Origin of the sequence: Thermaerobacter sp. PB12/4term (genome assembly GCF_003403315.2) — a bacterium.
GTDB lineage: Bacteria > Bacillota > Sulfobacillia > Thermaerobacterales > Thermaerobacteraceae > Thermaerobacter.
The window spans coordinates 1,781,548-1,804,318 of the sequence record NZ_CP048407.1 but is presented as its reverse complement, the minus strand read 5'-3'; the positions used below and the strand labels follow the sequence as shown (position 1 = coordinate 1,804,318).

Here is a 22,771-nt window from a genome sequence, read left to right as displayed (position 1 = left end):
CTGGACCGCCCGGCGGCAGGATCCCGGGCGGGGACCGGTCGCACGGTGGTTACCGGACGGCGTCAACTCCTTAGGCGCCCGGTGACGGGCATCACAGCCGGCGCACCCCGCCATTGGGCACCATCGCCCTGAGGAAACGTGCCAAGGAGACGAGGAGGTGGGGAGCATGTTCTTCCGCAGGGGCAAGGGTGCCGGCCGGGCCGAACCAGCCGGGGAACGCCCAGGGGCGGCGGGCGGCGCGCAGGCTCCGCCGAACGGGCAGGCTGCGCCGGGCGGGACCGCGGGCGGGGGCCTGCGGTTGCCACCCTCTCCGGCCGAACCGGCGCTTCAGCTGGACAACCGCGGGCTGCAGCCGCCCGAACCCATGGTGCGGATCCTGTCCGCCCTGGACCAGCTGGAGCCCGGCCAGGTGCTGCAGGCCCACAACGACCGCAAGCCCATGTTCCTCCTGCCTCACCTGGACGAGCGCGGCTTCGAATACGCCATGGCGGAACAGGACGACGGCTCGGTGATCATCCGCATCTGGCGGGCCGGCGCGGCGCCGGGTTCCCGGGGTTCGGCCGCCCTGCCGGCGAGGGGTGAGCCGGCCGCCCAGGCGGTGCCGGGTTCGGCCGAACCGGCTGACCCTGCCGGACAGCCCGGAGCAGGCGGAAAGGGACAGGAGCACGCGGCCACGCCGGCCACCGCGGGCGTGGAGCCGCTGGTCATGGACGTCCGGCCCTATTTCGCCCGCCGCCAGGAGCCCTTCCGGGACATCATGGCCAACGTGGCGCGCCTCAAGCCGGGCCAGCCCTTCGTGCTGATCGTCGGGTTCGAGCCCGTGCCCCTCTACTGGGTGATGAAGCGCAAGGGGTTCGAGCACCGGGCGGAGCGGGATCCGGACGGGGCCTGGCGGGTCACCTTCTGGCGGCCGGAATAGGCGGGCCGCCCGCGGATTTGGCCGCGGGCGGCGCGGGCAGGCACAACGCGGGCCGGGTCTCTGAGGACCCGGCCCGCGTTGCCGAAGGGCCGACACGCCGCCGAAGGCGGGTTCGGCGCGGTCACCGACCGCCACCGGCAGCGTCTAGCCTTCGATCAAGCCGAAGAACCGCTTGGCCCGGTCGCTCATCAGGTCGGGCGTCCACGGCGGCGACCAGACCACCTGGACGTCGACCTCCTTGACCCCGGGGACCGCCAGCGCCCGTTCCCGCGTGCCTTCCTGCAGGTAGTTGGTGGCCGGGCAGCCCGGGGTGGTCATGGTCATCACGATGTGGACCTTGCCGTCTTCCACGGTGACGCCGTAGATCAGACCCAGATCGACGATGTTGAACCCCAGCTCGGGGTCGATGACGTCCATCAAGGCTTCGCGGATGTCGTCCTCCGTCACGATGGGCTCCGCCACGCCCTTCACCTCCCTTGCACGGCGCCCTCACCGGGACGAACCGGCGGAAGGCCCCCGCTTCCCCCTGGTGGAACCCGGCCCGCAGCGCCGCCGGCGCGCCCGCGCTCCCCCAGCCAGGGGGGTGGAACCGGCGCTGCCTGCGGTTTGGGGTCGGCCCGGCGCGCCCGCCAGAGCTCCAGGGCGATGGCCAGCGTGCTCATCAGGGTCAGGCCCGTCATGGCCCGCCAGAGGCCGTCCCAGCCGGCCAGGGCCGCCGCGGTGGCCGCGGCCACCGCCGCAAAGTAAAGCCAGAACCAGGGCCGGGCGCGGTCCTCGTTGACCAGGTCCTGCACCCGGATGGCCGGCCCGCGCCCGAGGCGGGGTCCGAACCTTTCCAGCCAGGTGAGGAACGGAACGATCTTGTAGAGCTGGGTCAGCCCCAGGCCGGAGAGCCAGCCGAAGAGCAGCAGGTACACCAGCGCCGGGGCCAGGCCGGCCAGCCGGCCCAGGAAGGCGCCGGCGGCCATCAACACCACACCCGCGGCCAGCGCCCCGAAGGCGATGGGGGCGTACCGGGCGTTGAGCTCCAGCGCCTGCCGCCGGCGCTGGCGGTACAGGCGCCGCATGTCCCACAGGTAGAGCAGCACCCCCGCGCCGGCGGCGACCCAGCCGGCGGTGGCCAGGCCTGCCAGTCCGGTTGCCAGCGCATCCGTCCCTGTGAGACCTGGGGAGCCGGTCGCCGGGGTGCTGGCGCCCGCCGGATCCGGAGTCCCGGCCCCCGCCGGGCCGGTGGCGCCGGCTGCGGCCAGCAGCAAAAATGCCAGGCCGCCCAGCCAGGCCACGGCCAGGCCCGTGCCGGCCAGGCGCAGGACCCAGCGCCCCACGGGGCCGCGTTCTTCCGGCGCCAGGGTGAACATGCTGAGCAGCTTGTAGGCGACGCCCATGGCCGTCAGGGTGAACCAGCCGCCAAGGCCCGCCGCCATGTGCAGGGGGAGCCCGCGCGCCAGCAGCTGGGCCGTGAGAGCGGGCGACAAGTGGCGGCCGGCGGCGTCCGGAAGGGCCAGGACCAGAGCCAGGCTGACCCCCAGGCCGCCCGTCAGCAAGAGAAAGGCGAGGCCCACCGCCACGAAGCGCGCCGGCAGGACCAGGGGCCGGGCGCGCCAGAGGCCGATGGCCAGGTTGACCGCGGCGACGGCGAAGCCGGCCAGCACCAGGGTGCCGCCCGCAGGCAACGCCGCCACCAGCAGCCCGCTGCGCAGGGCCGGCGCGGGCGCCGGCACGGCCAGTGACCCACCCGCCGGGCCCGGGTCCGAAGCCGTGCTGCCGGCCAGCGGGCCGCCCGGCAACGCCAGGAAGCCCAGCACCATGCCCCCCAGGCCGGTCAGGATGAGGCCCAAAGCCCAGGCCGCCGCGGTGTCGCTGGCCAGGGAGCGCTCGGTGATGACGGGTACGAACTGCTGCAGGGCGCCCAGGATCAAAAGGCTCAGCCAGCCTATGGTCAGGAGGTGGACCACGGCCAGGGTGGGCGGAGCCCCGAGGCCTGCCTCCGGGTAGGCCCAGCCAAGGGCCAGGACCGCCTGGGCGACGGCGAAGCAGACCAGGGCGGCGGTGAAATAGGGGAGGGTCCAGCGGGAGACGCGCACGCCCATGGGAATTGCCTCCCTTTCCTGCCTGGTGCGCCGGGTGCGGCCGTGGCGGCCCGGCGGCGCCAGGTCCGTCCCGGTTCGGATGTCGCTTTTAGACTAGGGGATCGCCCGGGGCCGGTGCCGTGATGGCCGTCACAAGAGGACATGCTGCCGAAGGGAGCCTGGACCGGGCCGTCCCGAGCCCTGCCAGGGCGAGGCCCGATGGGCCTTGGCTGCGGGGTATGGCGGCGGCGCGCCGGCCGGTCAGCCGCCGGGCGGGTCCTCCTCGTCCGGGGCGTCCTCCAGGGGGCCCCAGCGCAGGGCATCGAGCTCTTCCACCACGCCGTTCTCCCAGCGGACGACCACCACGGGCATCAGACAGGCGGGGTTGGTGCGGACCGCCAGCACCAGACCGCGGAGAGGGAGCTCGGGGTGGGCGACGATCTGACCGGGCCGGATTCGCATGGGCGCTCCTTCCCGGGGCTGGGCATCGCCGGTCGCAAGGGCAGACCCGTTCGGTGATGCGGGCATCTTGCCGGTCAAGCCCCGGCCCCTTGCCGTGTACCTTTAATGTATAAAACGAACCCGCTTGTGCGAGGCCGCGTCCGTAGCCGGTTCCGGCGGCGCGGGGTGACGGGGGGCGCGGCCCGGGGCACGCCGTGGGGAGGGAGCCGCCCGTGAGCTGGATCGGCCGCATGATGGGCCACGCCGGGGAAGCCGACCTGGAGCGGGTTCAACAGGAATACAGCGTCCTCCTGGCGGAGGGGGAGCGGATCGAGGCCGCCTACCAGGTGATCCGTGATCTCTTCATCTTCACGAACAAGCGCCTCATCCTGGTCGACAAGCAGGGGCTCACCGGCAAGAAGGTGGAGTACCTGTCCATCCCGTACCGAAGCATCAACCGGTTTGCCGTGGAGACGGCTGGCCACCTGGACCTGGAGGCCGAGCTCAAGATCTGGCTGGCGGGCAGCCGGGAGCCGCTGGTCAAGACCTTCCACCGCGACCTGGACATCTACTACGTGCAGCGGCTGCTGGCGACCTACGTCCTTCGCTGAGAGGTCCCCGGAGGAGGCGAAACAGCGGCGGAACCGTCCTGCCCCACCCTCCTCCGGCGGCGCCGCGTGCGAAGAGTTATTGGCATGGGGGGATGCGCATGCAACCCAGGGATCCCCAAGGGGGTGCCCCGGGGACGGCCCGGGCGGCGCCCCTGAGCGATGCCGCAGCGGCCCCCGGACCGGCTCCGGCCGGCCAGCCGTCCACCGGCTCGCCGGCTGCCGGGCTGGCGGCGGCTTCCGGCGCCTCGGCGATCCCCGCGCCTGCCCCGCCTACCGGTTCCACCGGTGCCGCGGGGGGAGGGCCCGCCCCGGCGCCCGCCGGCTGGACGCCCGTCGCCGAGATCCCCGCTGTGGTGGCCCGGGCGCGGGCCGCCTTTCCGGCCTGGGCGCAGCTGCCCGTGCGCGAGCGGGTGGCCTGCGTGGCCCGGTTGCGGCGGTACATCGTCCGGCACCGGGACGAACTGGCGCGGGTGATCAGCGCGGGTACCGGCAAGCCCCTGGTGGAAGCGCTGGTCCACGACCTGCTGACCACCGCCGACGCCCTGAAGTCGGCGGAGAAGCTGGCGCCCCGGGTGTTGCGCCGCCAGCGACAGCCCATGTCGCTTCTCCTCTTCGGCAAGATCCCCTACGTGGAGCGAAAGCCCTACGGCTGCGTGCTGGTAGTGGCGCCCTGGAACTATCCGTTCAACCTGGCGGTGGTGCCCGCGGCCACGGCGCTGCTGGCCGGGAACACCGTGATCCTCAAGCCCACGGAGGTCACCCCCGGCATCAGCCGCGCCATCGAGGAGGCCTTCTTCATGGCCGGCTTTCCGCCGGGAGTGGTCCAGGTCGTCCATGGCGGCGCCGAGGTGGGCCAGGCGGTGCTCGATGCGGGGCCCGACTTCGTCTTCTTCACCGGCAGCACCGCCACCGGCCGGCGGATCGCTTCCGCCGCGGCCCAGCGGCTGACGCCCAGCGTGCTGGAGCTGGGCGGCAAGGACCCCATGATCGTCTTCCCCGATGCCGACCTGGCCCGGGCCGCCCGGGCGGCCGTGTGGGGCTCCCTGGCCAACTGCGGCCAGACCTGCATCGGGGTGGAGCGGATCTATGTCCATGAGGCGGTGAAGGACCGGTTCGTCGACCGGGTGCTGGACGAACTGGCCCGCCTCCGCCGGGCCGAGCCCGAGGGTACCGGCGGCGACCCCGCCCGGGTGGCCGCCGACCCCGATCTGGACCTGGGGCTCATGACCACCCCGCGCCAGGTGGCCATCGTCCGCGAACACGTCCAGGACGCCCTGGCCCGGGGCGCCCGGGCGCTGACCCCGGTGCCTTCCTTCGAGGGCCGGTTCGTCCCGCCCGTCGTGCTGGTCGACGTGGACCCCCAGGCCCGGGTGATGCGGGAGGAGACCTTCGGTCCCGTGATCGCCATCGCCGGCTTCCGCTCGGCCGACGAGGCGGTGCGCCTGGCCAACGATTCGCCCTTCGGCCTCGGGGCCAGCGTCTGGACCCGCAACGGGCGGCTGGCCCGGGAAATCGCCTCGCGCCTTGAGGCCGGCGGCGTGTGCATCAACGACGTGATCATCCACTTCGCCCATCCGGCCCTGCCCTTCGGCGGTGTCAAGGAGAGCGGCTGGGGCGCCTACCACGGGCGGGCGGGGCTGGAGGCCTTCACCTACCCGTCGGCAGTGCTGGTCGAACCCGGCTGGCTGGCGGGCAAGCTGGTCTCGAGCCTCCTCTGGTACCCGTACCGGCGCAAGTACCGGTTGTTCTCCTGGTTCATGCGCGTCTTCTGCGGGTGAGGGGGGCGGCCGGCAGGCGCGGGCCCGGCCCGGCGCGCCCCGGACCGGTTCTGCCGGGGTCCGCCCGGGGGCCCCAGCGGTCCCCGGCCTGCCGCGGCCGGGCGCCTGGCCGGCTTCCTAGCCGGCTTCCCACCAGTCGCGGATCTCCGGCGGCAGGGCCGCCGCTACCTGCCGGGCGGTCCCGGGATCGAGATGCTGCTTGAGGGCACCGAACACGGCCTGCATGCGGGTGGCGGCGTCGTCGTCCATGTAGGCGGCCACCAGGTCCAGGCCCCCCACCGTCTGGTCGTAGCCGTATTCCGTGTCCATCCGGTTGACGAGCCGGCCGACGAAGACCTCCCGGTCGATCAGGGGGTCCGGCCTCTGGGGAGCTCGGCCCAGCTCGGCGGCCAGCTCCGGCGGCAGGGCGGCCGCCAGGGCCCGGGCCCCTTCCTGGCCCAGCACTTCCGCCAGGCTCTGCAGGGTCATCCGGGTGACCGTGACCGCTTCCTCCACGGAACCCAGGCGGCCCCGCTGCTGCACGTCGCGGTAGATGGCTTCGGCGTCGGCGGGCACGGCCGGCAACCTCCTTTCTCGGTGCAGGGCAGCGGACCCCGGCAGGACGGCCACGACCGCCCGCCGCGGGGCGGCCCTGAGGCGAACTACAAGAACGCTTGCTTGAGCCGCTCCAGCCCTTCGGCGCCCAGGTCGTCCAGGGGCCGCTCCACGATGGGCTGCCGGCCGGCCAGGCCGGGCACCCGCTCTTCATAGGGCACCGCCTGGTCGTTGCGCCAGAGGATGCCGATGGGGATGCGGTCGCCCCACTCGTTGCACTTGGCCCAGGCGGCTTCCGGGTCCGTGGGGTCGTGCCCCTCCTCCTCCACGGAATAGGCCCGCTCGGCGTACCAGTCGTAGGTGTTCAGCTTGTTGAAGGTCACGCAGGGCTGGAGCACGTCGATCAGGGCGTAGCCGCGGTGCCGGATGGCGGCGGCGATGATGTCCGCCAGCTGGTTGGGCTGGCCGGCAAAGCCCCGGGCGATGAAGCTGGCGCCGGCGGCAAAGGCCACCCGGGTGGGCAGGATCGGGTCTTCCGGCGCCCCGGTGGGCGAGGTGGTGGTCTTGAACCCCCGCTCGCTGGTGGGCGAGTACTGGCCCTTGGTCAGGGCGTAGATCTGGTTGTTCTCCACGATGTCCACCAGATCGACGTTGCGGCGCATGGTGTGCAGCCAGTGGTTGCCTCCGATGCCGTAGCCGTCACCGTCGCCGTGGACCACGATCACGTGCAGCCTGGGGTTGGCCAGCTTGATGCCCGTGGCCACCGCCAGGGGCCGGCCGTGGATGGTCATAAAGCCGTTGGCGTTGATGTAGTCGGGCAGCTTGCTGCCGCAGCCGATCCCGGAGACGATCATCACCTCGTGGGGCCAGATCTCCAGATCCACCAGGGCCTTCTTCAGGGCGGTGAGGATGCCGAAGTCTCCGCAGCCGGGGCACCAGGTGGGCCGGTGGTCGCTGGCGTAAGCCTTGACCGTCAGCCTTTCGGCCCGGTCGGCCACGGCCACCCGGGAGGGGGTGCGGCTGCCGCCGGCCGCGGGCCGGGCGCCGCCCAGGCCGGCCCCCGTGCCGCCGGCTTCACCCCCGCGGAAGGCGCTGGGTGGAACCTCCCCCGCCGGGACATACCCGCCCTCGACCCCCGCGGCGGCTCCGCCCGCCCCGCCGGCTGGGGGGGCGCCGGGCACCTCCCTGCGGGCCGCGTCCGGCCCGCCCGCGCCGGCGCCACGGGCACCCAGCGACGCTCCGTCGCCGCCCCGGCCGCCGCCCAGGTCGGGGTCGACCCGCTGGGTCTTGCCCCAGCCGGCGCCGTGGGGCGAGGCCGGCCGCTTCACCGCCCCGTGGAAGTCGCTGGCGGCGGGGCGGGCGCGCGAGGGCTGGCCCCCCTCTCCGGCCGGGCCGGCCGGGGGCACGCTGCGGGCCCTCCCGCCGCCCGTACCGCGTTCCTGGTCTTCAGGCATGGACCGGCACCTCCCCTTCGATCTGGGTCAGGATCTCCTGGGGTGCGATGGGCCGCCCGTCGAACTTGTTCACCGTGGCGTGGACCTCAAAGCCCGTCATCATCCGCAGCAGCCGGGCGAACTGGCTGGTGTAGTTCTGCTCGACGGCCACGGCCCGGCGGATCTTGGGCAGCTCGGCCAGGGTCTGCTCCACCGGGAAGGGCCAGATGTCGGTGAAGTGCAAGAGGTTCAGGCGGGCCCCCTCGCCCTTGTCGCGGTTGAACAGGTCGACCGCCTCCCGGCAGGGCCCGTAGGTGGAACCCCAGCAGATCAAGGTCAGGTCCGCGTCTTCCGGCCCGTACCAGGTGGGCCCGCGCATCTCCGCCTGGGCCGTGTCCAGTTTGCGCATGCGCTTTTCCATCTGCTGCCGGCGGTTGCGGATTTCCTCGCTGATGTGGCCTTCCTCGTCGTGCTCGTCGGTGGTGATGGCGTAGACCGCCCGGGGGTGACCGGGGATGGCCCGGGGCGAGATGCCGTCATCGGTGTCCTTGTAGCGCAGGTAGGGCCCGTCCAGCCGGTCCAGCTGTTCGTGGGTCAGGGTGGTGGCCCGGTCGTGGCGGACGTCCTCCCAGCGGAAGGTGTCCGGGTCCACCGAGCGCAGGTGGTTCGACAGGAACTGGTCCAGCAGGACGATGACGGGCGTCTGGTAGTGCTCGGCGAAGTTGAAGGCCCGCACCGCCGCCTCGAAGCACTGGTCCACCGTGCCCGGGGCCAGGACGATGCGGGGGAACTCGCCCTGGGAGGCGTGGATCGCGAAGAGCAGGTCGCCCTGCTCCGTCCGGGTGGGCAGGCCCGTGGAGGGGCCGCCGCGCTGGGAGACGACCAGCACCACGGGGACCTCGACCATCCCGGCCATGCCCAGGGCCTCGACCATCAGGGAGAAGCCGCCGCCCGAGGTGGTGATCATGCTGCGGGCGCCCGCGTGGCCGGCGCCGATGGCCATGCAGATGGCGGCGATCTCATCCTCGGCGTGCTTGGTGACGATGCCGAGCTCGTCCGCGTGGGCGACCATCCACTCGAACAGGCTGGTCCCGGGGGTCATGGGATAGGCGGCGACGAACCGGCAGCCGGCCGCCACGGCGCCCAGGGCGAAGGCGTGGTTGCCGTGCAGGACCATGCGGCGCGTCCGGCCTCCCGGGTCGGGCAGGGTATAGGGGAAGTCGCCCGCCGCGTCCCGGGCCAGCTTCCAGCCTTCCCGCACCACCTTGAGGTTGGCCTCGACCACCCGGTCGCCCTTGCTGGCGAAGTTCTCCTTGATGACCGACTCCAGGTACTCGATGTTGTAGTTCATCAGCCCTGCGGCGGCGCCCAGGGCGGCGGTGTTCATCATCACCTTGCTGCCGTGCTTTTTGGCCACCTCGCTCAGGGGCAGGGGCACGGGCTGGACGTGGTGCCGCCGCAGCGCATCGGCATCCACGTGGCGGAATTCCTCGTCGTAGATCACGGCGGCGCGGGGCGCCAGGTTGTCCAGGTGGATCTTGATGGTCTCCTCGGTCAGGCCGATGAGCACGTGAACCGGGTCCGCGTGGGAGTACAGCGGCCGGTCCGCCACCCGGACCTGGTAGAAGTTGTGGCCGCCGCGGATCCGTGAGCGGTAGTCCGTGACGCTGAAGACGTGCAGGCCGCTGCGGGCCAGGGCCTTGGTGAAGCCGGCGCCGCTGGACTCCACGCCCTGGCCGGCATCGCCGCCGATGGTGATGCTCAGGTCCAGGGTGCCGGCCCCCGGGGTGCCGGCCCGGCGCGCCCCGGGCGCCACGGCCGGGGCCGCGCCGGCTCCGCGGGGTCCGGGCTCTGGTGCCAGGGACCCGCCGGCCGCAAGGCGGGGCGTGGATCCGTGACGCTGGGTCCGGCCGTGATCGGCGGACATGGGCAACCCTCCCCAATGCGCTGGCACTGGTCAGGATGCCGAAACGGGGGACGATTATACCCGCCTGCGGGCGGCGGCCGGGCGCGCGGGGCTGCCGTTGCGGGGTGGGGGAACGGGGCGCCGGAACGGGGCGCCGGCCGGCTGGATGGGCCTTCCTGCCTGGATGGGCCTTCCCATTGGTCCGGTGGGGCGGCTGGGCTACCATCAGTCGTAGACTGCCGGCGCGGCCACCGCCGGCCGGCGGAGAGGAGACGGAGCGAAGGATGACCCCGGCCTTCTGGGCCCTGGCCGCGGGGCGGTTCATCAGCGCCCTGGGCGACGGCTTCTTCTTCCCCTTCATCGCCGTGTTCCTCCAGCGGGTCCACGGCCTTCCCCCGGAGCAGGTAGGCCTGATCATGAGCACGGCCGGGCTGTTCTCCCTGGTGGCCCGGATGCCGGCGGGCTGGCTGGCGGACCGGTTGGGTTTCAAGCCCGTGGTGGTGGCAGGCCTGGCGGGCGCCGGGGTGGCGGTGACGCTGGCAGGCTGGGCGCCGGGACCGTGGACCTTCGCCTTCTGCTACGCCCTGATGAGCGCCATGGTCTGGGGATCGTTCCCCGCCCTGCTGCACGGTGCGGGGCTTATGGTGCCGCCGCGCCGGCGGGAAGAGGCCTACAGCATCATGAACCTGCTGTCCAACGCCGGCATCGCCATCGGGCCGGTGCTGGGCACCTACGTGGTGCAGCGGGACATCCGGCTGATCTTCCTGCTGGACGGCCTGTCCTTCCTGGCGTTTTCCGCCATCGTGGCCCGGTGGGTGCCGGCGTTGCGGGAGGCTGCTGCCGGGACCGGGACCCGGCCGGTTCCGGCCACCGAGCCGCCGGGGACGAACGCGGCCCCGGCCGAACCGGCGCCGGCGCCTGCGCGGCCGGATCGCCTCGGGGAGGCCGAACCGGCGCCGGCGCGGGGCGACCCTCGCGGGGCGGTCGGAGCGGCATCCGAACGGGCGGTCGCAACGAGGACCCAAATGGGGCTAACGGGGCCGGGTCGCCCCGAGGCGGTCGAACCGCCTTCCGCATCCCGCTCCTCCGGCCGGACCGACGGCGGCACCGGGCTGAGCCGCCGGGTCCTACGCGGGTTCCTGGCGTTCTTCCCGCCCCTTTCCCACACGGCCTTCTGGCAGCTGGCCGCCGGTGCCCTGGTGATGAACCTGATCTACAGCCAGATGGGGTCGAACCTGCCCCTGGACCTGAACCAGCGGTTCGGCGAAGTCTCCTGGTATGGTTGGCTGTGGACGCTGAACGGCGCGATGATCGCCCTGCTGCAGTACCCCGCCACCCGGTGGTTGCAGCGATACAGCCCGCGGCCGCGCCGGGTGCTGGCGGCGCTGCTCTATGCGGTGGCGGCACTGCTGATCCTGGTGGCCGAGCCCGTCGCCCTGTTCCTGGTGGCTTTCGCGGTGCTGACGGTGGGCGAGATCATGTTCACCCCGCTGCTGCAGGCCGGGGTCGCCGCCATGGCCCCGCCCGGCCAGGGCGGCCGCTATCAGGCGGCGGCCAGCCTGCTCTTCGGGATGGGCTGGACCCTGGGGCCGGCCATCGGCGGGGCGCTGCTGGGCAAGGGGGGGCCGGAGCTCCTCTGGTCGGCCATGGCCGCCCTGGGCGTGCTGGCGGCGGCGGTGTTTGGCCTTGGGGCCCTGGGTGCGGGAGGCGGCGCCCGGCGTCCCCGGATCACCTGCGGCCCGGCGCCGGCAGGCCGGGCGGCGGGCGGAGCCGGAGCCCCCGCCGCCCGGTGAAGCGCCCGGCGCGGGCCCGCAAGCCCGCTAAGCCCTGTTCGGGCCACCCCGGAAGTGACGCCCCAAGGGGCATTGGGCCGTCCCCGGGCCCGGGGGGCTTTGGACCTTCCCCGGGCCCTGCGCCACGGATACCGCCCCCCGTGCCACGGCCGGAGGGGCCGGTTCGTCCCGTCAGGTCCCGGCCGCGTCCGACTCCAGGCTGGCCCGCATGGCCTGCCACGCCTGGCGGGCCTGCTCCACCGCCCCTTCATCCTCGATGGTCGAGATGTCGCCGGGGTCGCGGTCCAGCACCACCGCCTCCAGGACCCGCCGCATGATCTTGCCGCTGCGGGTCTTGGGCAGGAGGGGCACGAAGTGGAGGTCGCCGATGACGGCCACGGGGCCCAGGTGGTGCCGGACGGTGGCGATGAGCTCCTCCCGCAGGGCGGCAGACGGCTCGTGGCCCTTCTTGAGGACGATGAAGGCGACGATCACCTCGCCCCGCACCGGGTCCGGGCGGGCCGTCACCCCCGCTTCGGCCACGGCCGGATGGCGCAGGAAGGCCGTTTCCACCTCGATGGTGCCGATGCGGTGGCCGGCGATCTTGATGAGCTCGTCGCTGCGCCCGCTGAACCAGACGTAGCCGTCCTCGTCCATGGCGGCCGCATCGCCGGTGAAATAGACCCCGGGGATGCGCCCCCAGTAATCGGAGGCGTACCGCTCGGGATCACCCCACAGCTCTGCCGTCAAGCCGGGGAAAGGCCGGGTGATGACCAGGACGCCCTTCTCGCCAGGGCCGCAGGGCTCCCCTTCCGGCGTCCGCACCTCCACCTCCCGCCCCGGCAGGGCGATGCCCCCCGAACCGGGCTTGATGGGCAGCAGGCTGATGCCGTAGGGGTTGCCGGTGACCGGTGCCCCGGTCTCCGTCTGCCACCAGTGGTCGATCACCGGGACCCGCCCGCCGAACACCCGGTTCTGCAGCCAGTCCCAGGCCGGGGGATTGAGCACCTCGCCGGCGCAGAAGACGCGCTCCACCGAACTCAGGTCGAACCGGCGGGCCGGTTCGGTGCCGTAGGCCATCAGCATCCGCACGGCGGTGGGTGCGGTGAAGATTCCCGTCACCCGGTTCTCCTCCAGAATCCGGTAGAAGGTCTCGGGCCCGGGGTGATCCAGGGCGCCCTCATAGGCGATGGTGGTGCATCCCACCAGCAGCGGAGCGTAGACGATGTACCCGTGGCCCACGATCCAGCCGATGTCCGAGGTCGACCACCAGATGTCTCCCGGCCGGAGCCCGAAGCCCATGGTGGCGGCGTTGTAGACCCCCACCTGGTAGGCTCCCTGGCTGTGGACCACCAGCTTGGGCTGGGCCGTGGTGCCCGACGTGGCGAGGATGAAGGCGGGCTCGTTGGCCTCCATCAACTCCACCTCGGGCGAGCCATCGGCGGCCAGGGAGAGGAACTGGTCCCAGGTCATGTCGCGGCCCGGGGTCAGGGCGAGGTGGCGGCCGCTGCGGGGCAGCACCACCACCCGCTCCACCGGGCAGCCCGGCGTGGCCAGGGCGTCCACGGCCAGCCCCCAGAGGTCGATTTCCCGGCCCTTGCGCCAGGTGACGTCGGCCGTCACCAGGACCCGGGCCCCGGCCAGCTGCATGCGCTGGGCCAGGGCGGCGCTGCCGAAGCCGGCGAACACCACCATGTGGATGGCGCCGATGCGGGCGCAGGCCAGCATGGTGCAGATGGCTTCAGGGATGGTGGGCATGTAGAGGGCCACCCGGTCGCCGCGCTGCACGCCCAGTCCCCGCAGGGCGGCCGCCACCTGCCGGACCTGGTGCCAGAGCTGGGCATAGGTGTACACCCGGCGCTCGCCCCGCTCGTTCAGGGCGATGAGGGCCGCGTGGCCGCCCCAGTCCCGTTCCAGGTGGACGTCCAGGGCGTTGTGGGCCAGGTTGGTCAGGCCCCCGGCGAACCAGCGGAAGGAAGGCGGCTCGGGCTGGAAGACCCGGTCCCACGGGCGGAACCAGGGCAGCTTGCGGGCTTCGCGGGCCCAGAATCCCTCCCAGTCCGCCAGGCCCTCCTCGACCCGCCGCCGCACCAGCGGGTTGAGCCCCGGCCCCGGGGCCGGGGCGGCCGCGGAAGGCATCCCGTCCATGACGCTCCCCCCCGGTGGGGGCGGGCCGGCACCCCGCCCCCGCGTCATCCTGCGGCGGCCATTCGGGATCCGGCCTGCCCTTTCCTGCCAGGGCCGGGCGGCCCGAAGGGGTGCCGCCAAGGTTGTAAAGGGTTCACAAGGGTCTGCTGGGTCCCTGGTGGAACCCTTTCGGAAGTCCCGCCGGTCACCGGGCGCTGGACGGCCAGCGCCGAGGATGAAAGCGCCGGGAGTGAACATGGATGCGGCGCCGGCCGGACCGGCGCGGCGCTGCGGCGGGACACCGGGGCCGTGGAAGGGGGCGAGGGCATGGGGTTTTTGCGGGTCGACGAGGACGGTGCCGTGGTGACCATCACCATCGACCGGCCCGAGCAGCACAACGCCATCAGTTTCGCCATGTGGCGGGATCTGGGGGGCATCCTGGACCGGCTGGCGGAGGAAGCCCGCCGGTACAGCGACCTGCGGGTGGTGATCCTGCGGGGTGAGGGCGGGCGGGCCTTTTCCGCCGGGTCGGACCTGAAGGAGTTCTCCACCATGACCATCGACGAGGTGCGGCGCTGCTTCCTGACCATGGAGCAGACCATCAGCAAGGTGGAGCGCCTGCCGTACCCGGTGATCGCGGCCATCGGCGGCTACGCCCTGGGCTCGGCCTTCGAGCTGGCCTGTGCCTGCGACCTCCAGGTTGCCTCGGAGCGGGCCCAGGTGGGGATGCCGGTCGCCCGGCTGGGCATCATGCTCAGCCCCGAATTCACCCGGCGGCTGGTGGCCCTGATGGGGCCCAACCAGGCGAAGGACCTGCTCTTCACCGGCCGCCTGCTGAACGCCGCCGAGGCACGGGCGGTGGGCCTGGTGACCCACGTGGTGCCCCACGAAGAGGTCGACCCCTTCGCACGCCGGCTGGCGGAGAACATGGCCCGCCTCTCGCCCTCGTCCATCCGGGCAGCCAAGCGCTCGGTGCTGCTGTCCCAGCCCGCTCCGCCGCCCGATCCGGCCGGCGAGCCGGTGCCCTATTACATCGACGAGGACGACTTCCGCGAGGGCGTGCGGGCCTTTCTCGAGAAGCGGGCGCCGCGCTTCGACCGGGCGGCCCGCCCGCCGCGCCCCGCGCGCTCCCCGGATTCGCCCCGCTCCCCCGATCCGGCGGAGCGCAACGGTCACCGGCCCTAAGCGCCGCGGTGACCCAAGGGGCCCGCCGGCTCACGGACCTTCCTGGCCGCTCCGTCCCAGGGAGGGCCGGCCGGGACCCGGGCCGCCGGCTGCGGCGTCGCGCGGTTCCCGGGCGGGCCCTTCCCATGCCGGCATGCCGTCCAGCAACGGCAGGGCATGAAGAGCCACCTGCAGGCTCAACAGCTGGTCGGGGTCTTTCAGGTTGAGGCCGGTGATCTGCCGGATCCGCCCCAGCCGGTAGGCCACGGTGTTGTAGTGGGTGTAGAGGGCCTGCGCCATCCGCTTCATGTTGCCGCCGTAACGGAAGTAGGCCTCCAGGGTCTCGAGCAGCTTGCCGTCATGGCGGCGGTCGTAGGCCAGCAGGGCGCCCAGGTGGTCGGCCACGAAGCCGGCCAGTTCCTCCCGGGGCTGGTGGTGCAGCAGGCGCAGGATGCCCAGTTCGGCAAAGAACTGGACGGCCTCAGGGGCTCGTCCGGCGGCGCGCCCGGGAGAGCCGCCCGGGATGCCGGCAGGGGCGCGCCGGGGGGAGCTGCCGGAGGTGCCGGCGGCGGTGCGCCCGGGGATGCCGGCCCGCCCGGCGATGCCGGTCCGCTCGGCCCTGCCGTCCCGGTGGGCGGCCGTGGCCCGGGCTGCCTGAAGGGCGGTGCGAGCCTCCCGGTAGCTGCGGGCTAGGGCAGTGGGGCCGGGTGCCACCCGCCCTACACCTGCGGCGGCCGCCGCCGTCCCGTTCCCCCAGCCGGTGGACGGTCCCCCGCCGGGCGCCCCGGCCGGCCCGCCGTCCCGGACCGGCCGCCGGACGTCGGGTCCGGGAGCGCCGCCGGTGGCAGGGGGGATGCCGGCCGCGGGGCCATGGCCGGCGGGCAGCGGGCCGCGCGACCCCCGGGCGGCACCGGTGCTGGAGGCATAGGAACGCAGCACCGCCTTGGCCACCGTCAGGATGCGGTGGCGCCCGGCCGGATCCGCCGGGTCGCCCGGGATCAGGGCCACCACCAGGCCGTCGCGGATGCCGGCCACCGGCTCGCCGCCCTCCATGGAGAGCACCATCTCAACCGCCCGCAGCAGGGGCTGCAGGTCCCGGTCCGGGCCGGGTTCGTCCCGGGGGGACGAACCGGCGCTCCCGCGGGCCGGCTGCCCGGCGGCCGCGTCCGGACGACCGGCCGCCGGTCCGGGGCCGGGGGGTGCCAGGGGGCCGAAGACCACCACGGTGTGGGGGCGGTTCAGGTCCCAACCCAGGGCGCGGCACCGCTCCGCCATTTCCGCCGGGTGGGGGAGATCGCCCGACAGCAGCCGGTCCAGGAACTCCGTCCGGAAGCGGCGCTGGACTTCCACCACCGCGGCCTGCTTGCCCCACTGCAGCGCCAGAATGGCGGCCCCCCTCTCCAGCAGGCCGGCCTCCACGGCCAGGGGAGGGCGGCCGGGCGACGCCGCGCACAGGGTCCCGAAGAACCGGCCGCCGGAGGCGACGGGAACCCGCCAGGCCGGGCCGCGCTGAAGGCCGGCCGCGGGGTCCGGGGTGACGGTCGCTGGGGTACCGCCTTCCTGCAGGGACGGGGGCGGGCCCGGCAGCCCCGGCACGGCCTGGGTCACCAGGGCTCCTGCGGCGTCCTCGATCCACACCGGGCGAGCCAGGTGGCGGGCCACGGCGGCACAAAGGTCGTCCAGGCTCGCCCCCCGCAGGACCAGGTCGAGCAGTTCCCGCTGGAGACCGTCCGCGGCCAGGGTGGCCGCCGCCTGGCGGTGGGCGATGGCCTGCATCACCGGGCCGATGACCTCGGAAAAGGAGAGATGGTAGGGGATCTCCAGCAGGGGAAGGCCGCACTCCTCGGCCTGGCGGATGGCTTCACCCGGGACCTCGGCCATGTAGCGGCGGGGCTTGATGCCCAGGCCCGCCGCTCCCTTGGCCGCGAGGCCGGGAATCAGCTTCGCCAGGTGGCCCGGGTCGTCCCGGAAGGTGAAGCCGGTGGTCAGCAGGAGTTCGCCTTCCAGCACCCAGTCGACGATATCGGGCACCTCGATGACGTTCACCAGGCGCACCGGCCGGTGCAGTGATCCGTTCCCGGCCAGCACCCTGATCTCGCGCAGCGGCTCCAGGCGCAGCACCTCGGCCAGGGTCACGGCGTCGGCGGCCCCGCCGGGACCCGGGCTGCCGCCGGCAAACCCCGTCATCCGCACCCCTCCCCCAGGCGGCTTACCTCGGATGAAGCGGCTTGCCCTGCCTAAAGCGGGCTTCCCCGCATGAAGAGGGTCATTGGCCCGGCGACCGGCGGGTTCCTGCCATGAAGCCCGGCGTTCTCGTAAAAAATCGCTAACTCTCCTCAAGGGTCTTTAGGAAAACCCACCAAAGGGGCGACCGCCCGGCGGGACGAACCCTCCGGTACCCTGAGGGGCCGGGAACGCGCCCGGCCATGGGCGGGAGAAAGAGGGACGTGCCATGAAGCCGCCGCGGTTTGCTTATCACGACCCCCGGTCGCTGGACGAAGCCGTGGAACTGCTGGGCCGGTACGGGGGTGAGGCCAAGATCCTGGCGGGGGGGCAGTCGCTGATTCCCCTCCTGAATTTCCGCCTGGCCCGGCCCGCGGCGCTGATCGACATCAACCGCATCCCGGGGCTCGACTCCCTGACCCTGGCCGGCGACCGGCTGGAGGTCGGGGCCCTGGTTCGGCACCGGCAGGTGGAGCGGTCGGAGCTGGTGCGCCGCCACTGCCCGCTCCTGGCCGAGGCCATGGGCTGGGTCGGCCATCCGGCCATCCGCCAGCGGGGCACCCTGTGCGGCAGCCTGGCCCACGCCGACCCGGCCGCCGAGATTCCTGCGGTCTGGGTGGCCCTGGACGGCGTGGTGCGAGCCCGGGGGCCGCAAGGCGAGCGGGAGGTGCCGGCGGCCGAGTTCTTCCTGACCTACTTCACCACCACCCTGGAGCCCACCGAGCTTTTGGTGGGTGCCGGGCTGCCCCACCTGCCGCCGGGCGCCGGTTGGGCCTTCGTGGAGGTGGCCCGCCGGCACGGCGACTTTGCCCTGGCCGCGGTGGCGGCGGTGGTGGAACTCGACGCCCAGGGCCGGATCGCCCGGGCCCGGCTCGGCCTGGCGGGGGTAGGACCGGTCCCCTGCCGGGCCCGCGGGGCCGAGGCCTTCCTGGCCGGCCGGGAACCCGGGGAGGCCACCTGGAAGGAGGCGGCCGCCCTGGTGGAAGACGAGGTCGAACCCGATTCGGACCTGCACGCCAGCTCCGCTTACCGGCGCCAGCTGGCGGGTGTGCTGGCGCGCCGGGCCCTGGATCAGGCGGCCCGGCGGGCCGTGGTGCCGGCGAGCGGCGGAGGTGAGGGCCGGTGACGGCAGAACGGTACGGTTTCGGGACCGGCGAACCGGCGCCGCATCACGCGGCGATGGACCCGGCGGGCGCCGCGCGGCAGCCGGCGGGCCCGGCGGAGGCCCGGCCGGACGCGGGGGGCCGGCCGGGGCAGGCCCCTGGCGGGCTGGAGCGGGCGGCGGGAGAAGGGGGCGTCCGGGAGGTGGAACCCGGCTCGCCGGCGGCTGCAGCCGGCAGGGCGCAGTCCTCCGGGGCCCTGGAGGCCGCCGAACCCCGGCGGGAGATCACCGTCTGGGTCAACGGGATCCGCTACCGGCGGCAGGTGCCGGTGCGGATGCTCCTGGCCGACTTCCTCCGCCACGAGCTGGAGCTGACCGGCACCCACGTGGGCTGCGAGCACGGGGTTTGCGGCGCCTGCACCGTGCTCTGGGACGGGGAGCCCGTGCGGTCGTGCCTGCTGCTGGCCGTCCAGGCCGACGGCGCCCACCTGACCACCGTGGAGGGCCTGGCCTCCCCCGGCGGAAGGCTGCACCCCGTCCAGGAGGCATTCCGCGAGACCCACGGCCTGCAATGCGGGTTCTGCACGCCGGGGTTTTTGCTGACGGTGGCCGCGTTCCTCCGCGACCACCCGGACCCCGACCCCGATGAGGCGGCCATCCGCGAGGCCTTGTCGGGCAACCTGTGCCGGTGCACGGGCTACCAGCACATCGTGGCGGCCGTCAAGAGGGCGGCCCGCCTGCTGGCGGAGACCGGGGTGCCCGCGGTGCCGCGGCACCAGCCCGCGGGAGGGGAGGGCGCCTGAGATGACCACCCGTTCCTTCGGCCTGCCGGTTCCGCGCAACGAGGACCCCCGCCTGCTGACCGGCCGGGGCCTGTACGTCGATGACGTCCACCTGCCGGGCATGCTGCACGCGGCCATCCTGCGGAGCCCCCACGCCCACGCCCGGATCCTCCGCATCGACACCTCCCGGGCCCGGGCCCTGCCCGGCGTCCATGCCGTGTGGACGAACCAGGACCTGGGGCCTTTGGCCGGGCCCCTGCCCCTCTTGATCCCCCATCCCACCCTGCGGGCCCGGACCCAGTACGCCCTGGCGCCGGGGGTGGTCCGCCACGTGGGGGAGCCGGTGGCTCTGGTGGTGGCGGAGAGCCGCTACATCGCCGAAGACGCCCTGGACCTGATCGAGGTGGAGTACGAGCCCCTGCCGGCGGCGGTCGACCTGGAGGAGGCTACGCGGCCCGGTGCCCCGCTGATCTACCCGGAACTGGGGGACAACATAGCCGCCCACTACGTGCAGGAACGCGGCGACTTCGCCGCCGCCATTCGCCGGGCGCCCCACGTCATCCGGGCCCGCTTTTCCCTGGAGCGGGGGGCCGCCTCCCCTCTGGAAACCCGGGGCGTGGTGGCCCACTTCGATCGCCAGGAAGGCAGCCTGACGGTCTGGGACTCCACCCAGGCCCCCATTCCCATCCGCAACGGGCTGGCGGAGACGCTGGGCCTGCCCCAGCAGCGGGTGCGGGTGGTGGCCCCCGACGTGGGGGGCGGCTTCGGCTGCAAGGTGATGATGTTCTACCCCGAAGAGGTGCTGATCCCCTGGGCGGCCATGCGCCTGGGCCGGCCCGTCAAGTGGATCGAGGACCGCCGGGAGCACTTCGTGGCCACCAACCACGAGCGGCTGCAGATCCACGACGTGGAGGTGGGCTTTGACGACCAGGGGCGCATCCTGGCCCTCCAGACCGTGTTCCTCCACGACTGCGGCGCCTATGCCGCCTACGGCCTGATCATCCCCATCGTGGCCGAGTGCACCCTGCCGGGGCCGTACAAGATCCCCCACTACCGGGCCGAGTTCAAGGCGGTCTACACCAACAAGACCCAGACCAGCCCCTACCGGGGGGCGGGGCGGCCCCACGGGGTCTTCGTCATGGAGCGGGTGATCAAGCGCATCGCCGAGCACCTGGGCCTCGACCCCAACGAGGTGCGGCGGCGGAACTTCATCCAGCCCCACGAGTTCCCCTACGATGTGGGCCTGATCTACCAGGACAACGCGCCCCTGGTCTACGACAGCGGCAACTACCCCGCGGTGCTGGAGAAGTGCCTGGAGCTCATCGGATACGACCGCTGGCCGGAGGTCCGGGAGCGGTATCGGGCCGAGGGCCGCTACGTGGGCCTGGGCGTGGCCTTCTACGTGGAGGGGACGGGCATCGGCCCCTACGAGGGCGCCCGGGTAACGGTGGAACCCAGCGGCAAGGTCTTCGTAGCCACGGGCGTGGGCACCCAGGGACAGAGCCACGCCACCACCTTCGCCCAGATCGTGGCCGAGCAGCTGGGGGTCGATCCGTCGGACGTCACCGTGGTGACCGGCGATACGGCCCTGTTCGGCTGGGGCACGGGGACCTTCGCCAGCCGCGGGGCGGTGGTGGCGGGCAACGCCTGTTACAATGCGGCGGTCAAGGTCCGGGAGAAGGCCCTCCAGGTGGCGGCGGGGCTTCTGGAGTGCCGGCCGGAAGACCTGGAGCTGGCGGAGGGGAAGGTGCGGGTCAAGGGGGCGCCCCAGCGGGCCGTGGCCCTGGGGGACGTGGCCCGGTCCGCCAACCCCCTGCGGGGGACCATTCCGGAGGAGTGGGAGGGGCCCGGCCTGGAAGCCGCCGGCTACTACGCCCCGCCCCGCGGCACCTTTGCCGCTGGCTGCCACGCGGCGCTGGTGGAGGTCGATCCGGAAACGGGCATGGCCCGCTTCCTGCGTTACGTGGTGGTCCACGACTGCGGGAAGGTGATCAACCCCCTGGTCCTGGACGGGCAGATCCACGGGGGCGTAGCCCAGGGCATCGGCGGCTGCTTCTACGAGCGGCTCATGTACGACGAGCACGGCCAGCTGCTCAACGCCTCCTTCATGGACTATCTCTTGCCCACGGCTGCGGAGATCCCGCCCATCGAGACGGCCCATGTGGAAACGCCCTCGCCCTTGAACCCCCTGGGGATCAAGGGCGCGGGGGAGGCGGGGGTGATCCCCGTGCCGGCCCTGTTCGCCGACGCCATTGAAGATGCTCTGAAGCCCTTCGGAATCCGGGTCGATCACATGCCCATCGACCCCAACTGGCTGGCGGAGCGGATCCGGGAGGCGCGGGCCGAGAGGCCGCCAGCGGAACAGGCGGGTTAGAGGCCCGGACCCGCATGTTAGATTGCCCAGACGAGCATGGAGGGCGGCCCCTCAGGGCCGCCCTTGCTGTACCGGCGCCACCGGACGACTCACCTGCCGGTCCCTCCGAGCCAGCCAGGGATTCGTCAGGATCCCGTAGCCTGGGACTCCGGGTCGATGCTGTCGGCCAGGGCGAGCAGGGCCTGCTCGAAACACTCCATGGGGGGCTCCACGAGCCCCGCGCCGATCTGGCCGACCCCTGCCTCCTTGTGAGCGATGCCGGTGTTGACGCGGGGCAGGAGGCCCGTTTCCACCACCTTGCGGATGTCGATGCCGGTCGGGGTGCCCCGGAAGTCCAGCACGGGGATGCCGAAGGCCGGGTTTTCCCCAACGGTGAGGGCGTACATGTCCAGGGTCGCCTGCAGGGCGTCCCGGGGGCTCCCGCCGACGAACTGGACGATGGCCGGCGCGGCGGCCATGGCGAAACCGCCCAGGCCGGCGGTCTCGGTGATGGTGCTGTCGCCGATGTCGGGGTTGGCGTCCTCGGCCTTGAAGCCCGGGAAGTACAGGCCCCGGGGCACGCGGGAGGGAGCGGTGAACCACCGGTCCCCCAGGCCGCTCACCCGGATGCCGAAGTCCGTTCCGTTCCGGGCCATGGCGGTGACCAGGGAGCAAGCCGGGATGCCGTGGGCGGGGTCCATGGTGGCCTTGCAGGCGGCCATCACCAGGTTCAGGGCAAACATCTCGTTGGCAGCCAGAAAGTCGAACACCTCCGCCAGCCGGTCCCCGAGCCCCGGCCGGCCTGCCCCGGCGCTCCGGGCCAGGGCGGGCGCCAGGGCCCGCAGCAGCAGGGCCGATCCCGCTTTGTTGCGGTTATGGCCCTCATCCCCCATGTGCAGGGCCTGGGCGATGAGCATCTTGAGGTCCAGGCCGCCGGGCAGGGACTCCAGGGCCGCCGCCAGGGCAGGGCCCAGCACGTCCCGCATCCAGGCGAGGCGCTGGAGCACTTCCTCGCCGTAGGCCCCGTAGCGCAGGACCTTGCCCAGCCCCTCGTTCAGGTTGCAGAAGGCCTGGTTGCCGAAGGTCCGGTTTTCTACCACCCACACCGGCATGGAGGGGGTGGTGACCCCGGCCATGGGCCCTACCGCCTGGTGGTGGTGGCAGGGCTCGAAGCGGATCTGGCCGCTTTCGGCCAGGGCGACGGCCTCGGCCTCCGTCCGGGCCCAGCCTTCGAAGAGGATGCCGCCGATCACGGCACCGCGCAGGGGGCCTGACATCCGGTCCCAGGTGATGGGCGGGCCGGCGTGGAGGATCACGCCTTCCGTCAGGCCGGGAACCACCCGGCCGGCAGGGGCTACCCCCACCAGCACCGGGTGAGCCTCCAGGATACGGCGCAGGGCCTCGGCATTGGCAGTATCGACCTGCGACACGGCGCTCACCTTCCCGTGGATTGTCCGTGCAGGTTCCCAGGACGCCCGTGGCGGCCGGTCCCCGGCGGCCGGGGGCTCGCGGCGGTAACGCAGCAGGCGGGAACCGGCACCAGGCAGGCCGGCTTCC

The 22,771-nt window shown here is 73.2% G+C and carries 17 protein-coding genes; 8 read left to right on the top strand and 9 right to left on the bottom strand.

The window, feature by feature from the left end:
• The first annotated feature begins 166 nt into the window (after window positions 1-166).
• A complete protein-coding gene (locus DYI95_RS07490; RefSeq protein WP_116900399.1) occupies window positions 167-919 on the top strand; it encodes a DUF2249 domain-containing protein in 753 nt (250 codons plus the stop codon).
• A gap of 144 nt (window positions 920-1,063) precedes the next feature.
• Here the strand turns inward: DYI95_RS07490 and DYI95_RS07485 are convergent, their stop codons facing one another.
• From DYI95_RS07485 to DYI95_RS07475, 3 genes are all read right to left on the bottom strand, one after another.
• The gene (locus DYI95_RS07485) at window positions 1,064-1,381 is read right to left on the bottom strand and encodes a metal-sulfur cluster assembly factor (RefSeq protein WP_203530595.1); all 318 of its coding nucleotides are present in this window, start codon (window positions 1,379-1,381) and stop codon (window positions 1,064-1,066) included.
• A gap of 5 nt (window positions 1,382-1,386) precedes the next feature.
• Window positions 1,387-3,009 carry a hypothetical protein gene (locus DYI95_RS07480; RefSeq protein WP_116900400.1) on the bottom strand — a complete coding sequence of 541 codons (1,623 nt, stop codon included), beginning with the start codon at window positions 3,007-3,009 and terminating at the stop codon, window positions 1,387-1,389.
• Between the two features lie 240 nt (window positions 3,010-3,249).
• The gene (locus DYI95_RS07475) at window positions 3,250-3,450 is read right to left on the bottom strand and encodes a hypothetical protein (RefSeq protein WP_116900401.1); all 201 of its coding nucleotides are present in this window, start codon (window positions 3,448-3,450) and stop codon (window positions 3,250-3,252) included.
• Between the two features lie 212 nt (window positions 3,451-3,662).
• Here DYI95_RS07475 and DYI95_RS07470 point away from each other — a divergent pair, with 212 nt between their 5' ends.
• Together DYI95_RS07470 and DYI95_RS07465 are read left to right on the top strand one after the other, a co-directional pair.
• Complete coding sequence (locus DYI95_RS07470; RefSeq protein ID WP_116900402.1) at window positions 3,663-4,040, top strand: PH domain-containing protein; 378 nt, start codon at window positions 3,663-3,665, stop codon at window positions 4,038-4,040.
• 98 nt (window positions 4,041-4,138) lie between these two features.
• Complete coding sequence (locus tag DYI95_RS07465; RefSeq protein ID WP_158556042.1) at window positions 4,139-5,818, top strand: aldehyde dehydrogenase family protein; 1,680 nt, start codon at window positions 4,139-4,141, stop codon at window positions 5,816-5,818.
• A gap of 117 nt (window positions 5,819-5,935) precedes the next feature.
• Here the strand turns inward: DYI95_RS07465 and DYI95_RS07460 are convergent, their stop codons facing one another.
• From DYI95_RS07460 to DYI95_RS07450, 3 genes are all read right to left on the bottom strand, one after another.
• A complete protein-coding gene (locus DYI95_RS07460) occupies window positions 5,936-6,373 on the bottom strand; it encodes a DUF2267 domain-containing protein (protein ID WP_116900404.1) in 438 nt (145 codons plus the stop codon).
• Between the two features lie 86 nt (window positions 6,374-6,459).
• The gene (locus tag DYI95_RS07455) at window positions 6,460-7,806 is read right to left on the bottom strand and encodes a 2-oxoacid:ferredoxin oxidoreductase subunit beta (RefSeq protein ID WP_116900405.1); all 1,347 of its coding nucleotides are present in this window, start codon (window positions 7,804-7,806) and stop codon (window positions 6,460-6,462) included.
• Window positions 7,799-9,712: a 2-oxoacid:acceptor oxidoreductase subunit alpha gene (locus tag DYI95_RS07450; protein WP_116900406.1), complete on the bottom strand. Its 1,914-nt coding sequence runs from the start codon at window positions 9,710-9,712 to the stop codon at window positions 7,799-7,801. Before DYI95_RS07450 ends, DYI95_RS07455 begins: the two co-directional genes overlap by 8 nt.
• A gap of 263 nt (window positions 9,713-9,975) precedes the next feature.
• Between DYI95_RS07450 and DYI95_RS07445 the strand changes: the two genes are divergently transcribed.
• Entirely contained in the window at window positions 9,976-11,484 is a 1,509-nt protein-coding gene (locus DYI95_RS07445; protein WP_116900407.1) for an MFS transporter, read from the top strand.
• A 171-nt stretch (window positions 11,485-11,655) separates the two neighbouring features.
• On the opposite strand, the gene DYI95_RS07440 is transcribed toward DYI95_RS07445, so the two are convergent.
• The gene (locus DYI95_RS07440) at window positions 11,656-13,611 is read right to left on the bottom strand and encodes an acetate--CoA ligase (protein WP_116900408.1); all 1,956 of its coding nucleotides are present in this window, start codon (window positions 13,609-13,611) and stop codon (window positions 11,656-11,658) included.
• A 306-nt stretch (window positions 13,612-13,917) separates the two neighbouring features.
• Between DYI95_RS07440 and DYI95_RS07435 the strand changes: the two genes are divergently transcribed.
• Complete coding sequence (locus DYI95_RS07435; RefSeq protein WP_116900409.1) at window positions 13,918-14,775, top strand: enoyl-CoA hydratase/isomerase family protein; 858 nt, start codon at window positions 13,918-13,920, stop codon at window positions 14,773-14,775.
• A gap of 30 nt (window positions 14,776-14,805) precedes the next feature.
• Here the strand turns inward: DYI95_RS07435 and DYI95_RS07430 are convergent, their stop codons facing one another.
• The gene (locus DYI95_RS07430; RefSeq protein ID WP_116900410.1) at window positions 14,806-16,941 is read right to left on the bottom strand and encodes a PucR family transcriptional regulator ligand-binding domain-containing protein; all 2,136 of its coding nucleotides are present in this window, start codon (window positions 16,939-16,941) and stop codon (window positions 14,806-14,808) included.
• A gap of 265 nt (window positions 16,942-17,206) precedes the next feature.
• On the opposite strand from DYI95_RS07430, the gene DYI95_RS07425 reads away from it, so the two are divergent.
• From DYI95_RS07425 to DYI95_RS07415, 3 genes are all read left to right on the top strand, one after another.
• Window positions 17,207-18,103, top strand: a complete 897-nt coding sequence (locus DYI95_RS07425) for a xanthine dehydrogenase family protein subunit M (RefSeq protein ID WP_116900411.1) — start codon at window positions 17,207-17,209, stop codon at window positions 18,101-18,103.
• A 233-nt stretch (window positions 18,104-18,336) separates the two neighbouring features.
• A complete protein-coding gene (locus DYI95_RS12615) occupies window positions 18,337-18,882 on the top strand; it encodes a (2Fe-2S)-binding protein (protein WP_371731902.1) in 546 nt (181 codons plus the stop codon).
• Between the two features lies 1 nt (window position 18,883).
• Window positions 18,884-21,235 carry a xanthine dehydrogenase family protein molybdopterin-binding subunit gene (locus DYI95_RS07415; RefSeq protein WP_116900412.1) on the top strand — a complete coding sequence of 784 codons (2,352 nt, stop codon included), beginning with the start codon at window positions 18,884-18,886 and terminating at the stop codon, window positions 21,233-21,235.
• Window positions 21,236-21,360: 125 nt separating this feature from the next.
• Here DYI95_RS07415 and DYI95_RS07410 read toward each other — a convergent pair whose 3' ends face one another.
• Window positions 21,361-22,644: a DUF1116 domain-containing protein gene (locus tag DYI95_RS07410; RefSeq protein WP_116900413.1), complete on the bottom strand. Its 1,284-nt coding sequence runs from the start codon at window positions 22,642-22,644 to the stop codon at window positions 21,361-21,363.
• Window positions 22,645-22,771: the final 127 nt, after the last annotated feature.

Bases quoted from the DNA above. Each gene is read 5' to 3' on its own strand.
- DYI95_RS07490 (WP_116900399.1), top strand. From the start codon at position 167: ATGTTCTTCCGCAGGGGCAAGGGTGCCGGCCGGGCCGAACCAGCCGGG.
- DYI95_RS07475 (WP_116900401.1), bottom strand. From the start codon at position 3,450: ATGCGAATCCGGCCCGGTCAGATCGTCGCCCACCCCGAGCTCCCTCTC.
- DYI95_RS07440 (WP_116900408.1), bottom strand. From the start codon at position 13,611: ATGGACGGGATGCCTTCCGCGGCCGCCCCGGCCCCGGGGCCGGGGCTC.
- DYI95_RS07445 (WP_116900407.1), top strand. From the start codon at position 9,976: ATGACCCCGGCCTTCTGGGCCCTGGCCGCGGGGCGGTTCATCAGCGCC.
- DYI95_RS07435 (WP_116900409.1), top strand. From the start codon at position 13,918: ATGGGGTTTTTGCGGGTCGACGAGGACGGTGCCGTGGTGACCATCACC.
- DYI95_RS07480 (WP_116900400.1), bottom strand. From the start codon at position 3,009: ATGGGCGTGCGCGTCTCCCGCTGGACCCTCCCCTATTTCACCGCCGCC.
- DYI95_RS07430 (WP_116900410.1), bottom strand. From the start codon at position 16,941: ATGACGGGGTTTGCCGGCGGCAGCCCGGGTCCCGGCGGGGCCGCCGAC.
- DYI95_RS07455 (WP_116900405.1), bottom strand. From the start codon at position 7,806: ATGCCTGAAGACCAGGAACGCGGTACGGGCGGCGGGAGGGCCCGCAGC.
- DYI95_RS07425 (WP_116900411.1), top strand. From the start codon at position 17,207: ATGAAGCCGCCGCGGTTTGCTTATCACGACCCCCGGTCGCTGGACGAA.
- DYI95_RS07450 (WP_116900406.1), bottom strand. From the start codon at position 9,712: ATGTCCGCCGATCACGGCCGGACCCAGCGTCACGGATCCACGCCCCGC.
- DYI95_RS07465 (WP_158556042.1), top strand. From the start codon at position 4,139: ATGCAACCCAGGGATCCCCAAGGGGGTGCCCCGGGGACGGCCCGGGCG.
- DYI95_RS07415 (WP_116900412.1), top strand. From the start codon at position 18,884: ATGACCACCCGTTCCTTCGGCCTGCCGGTTCCGCGCAACGAGGACCCC.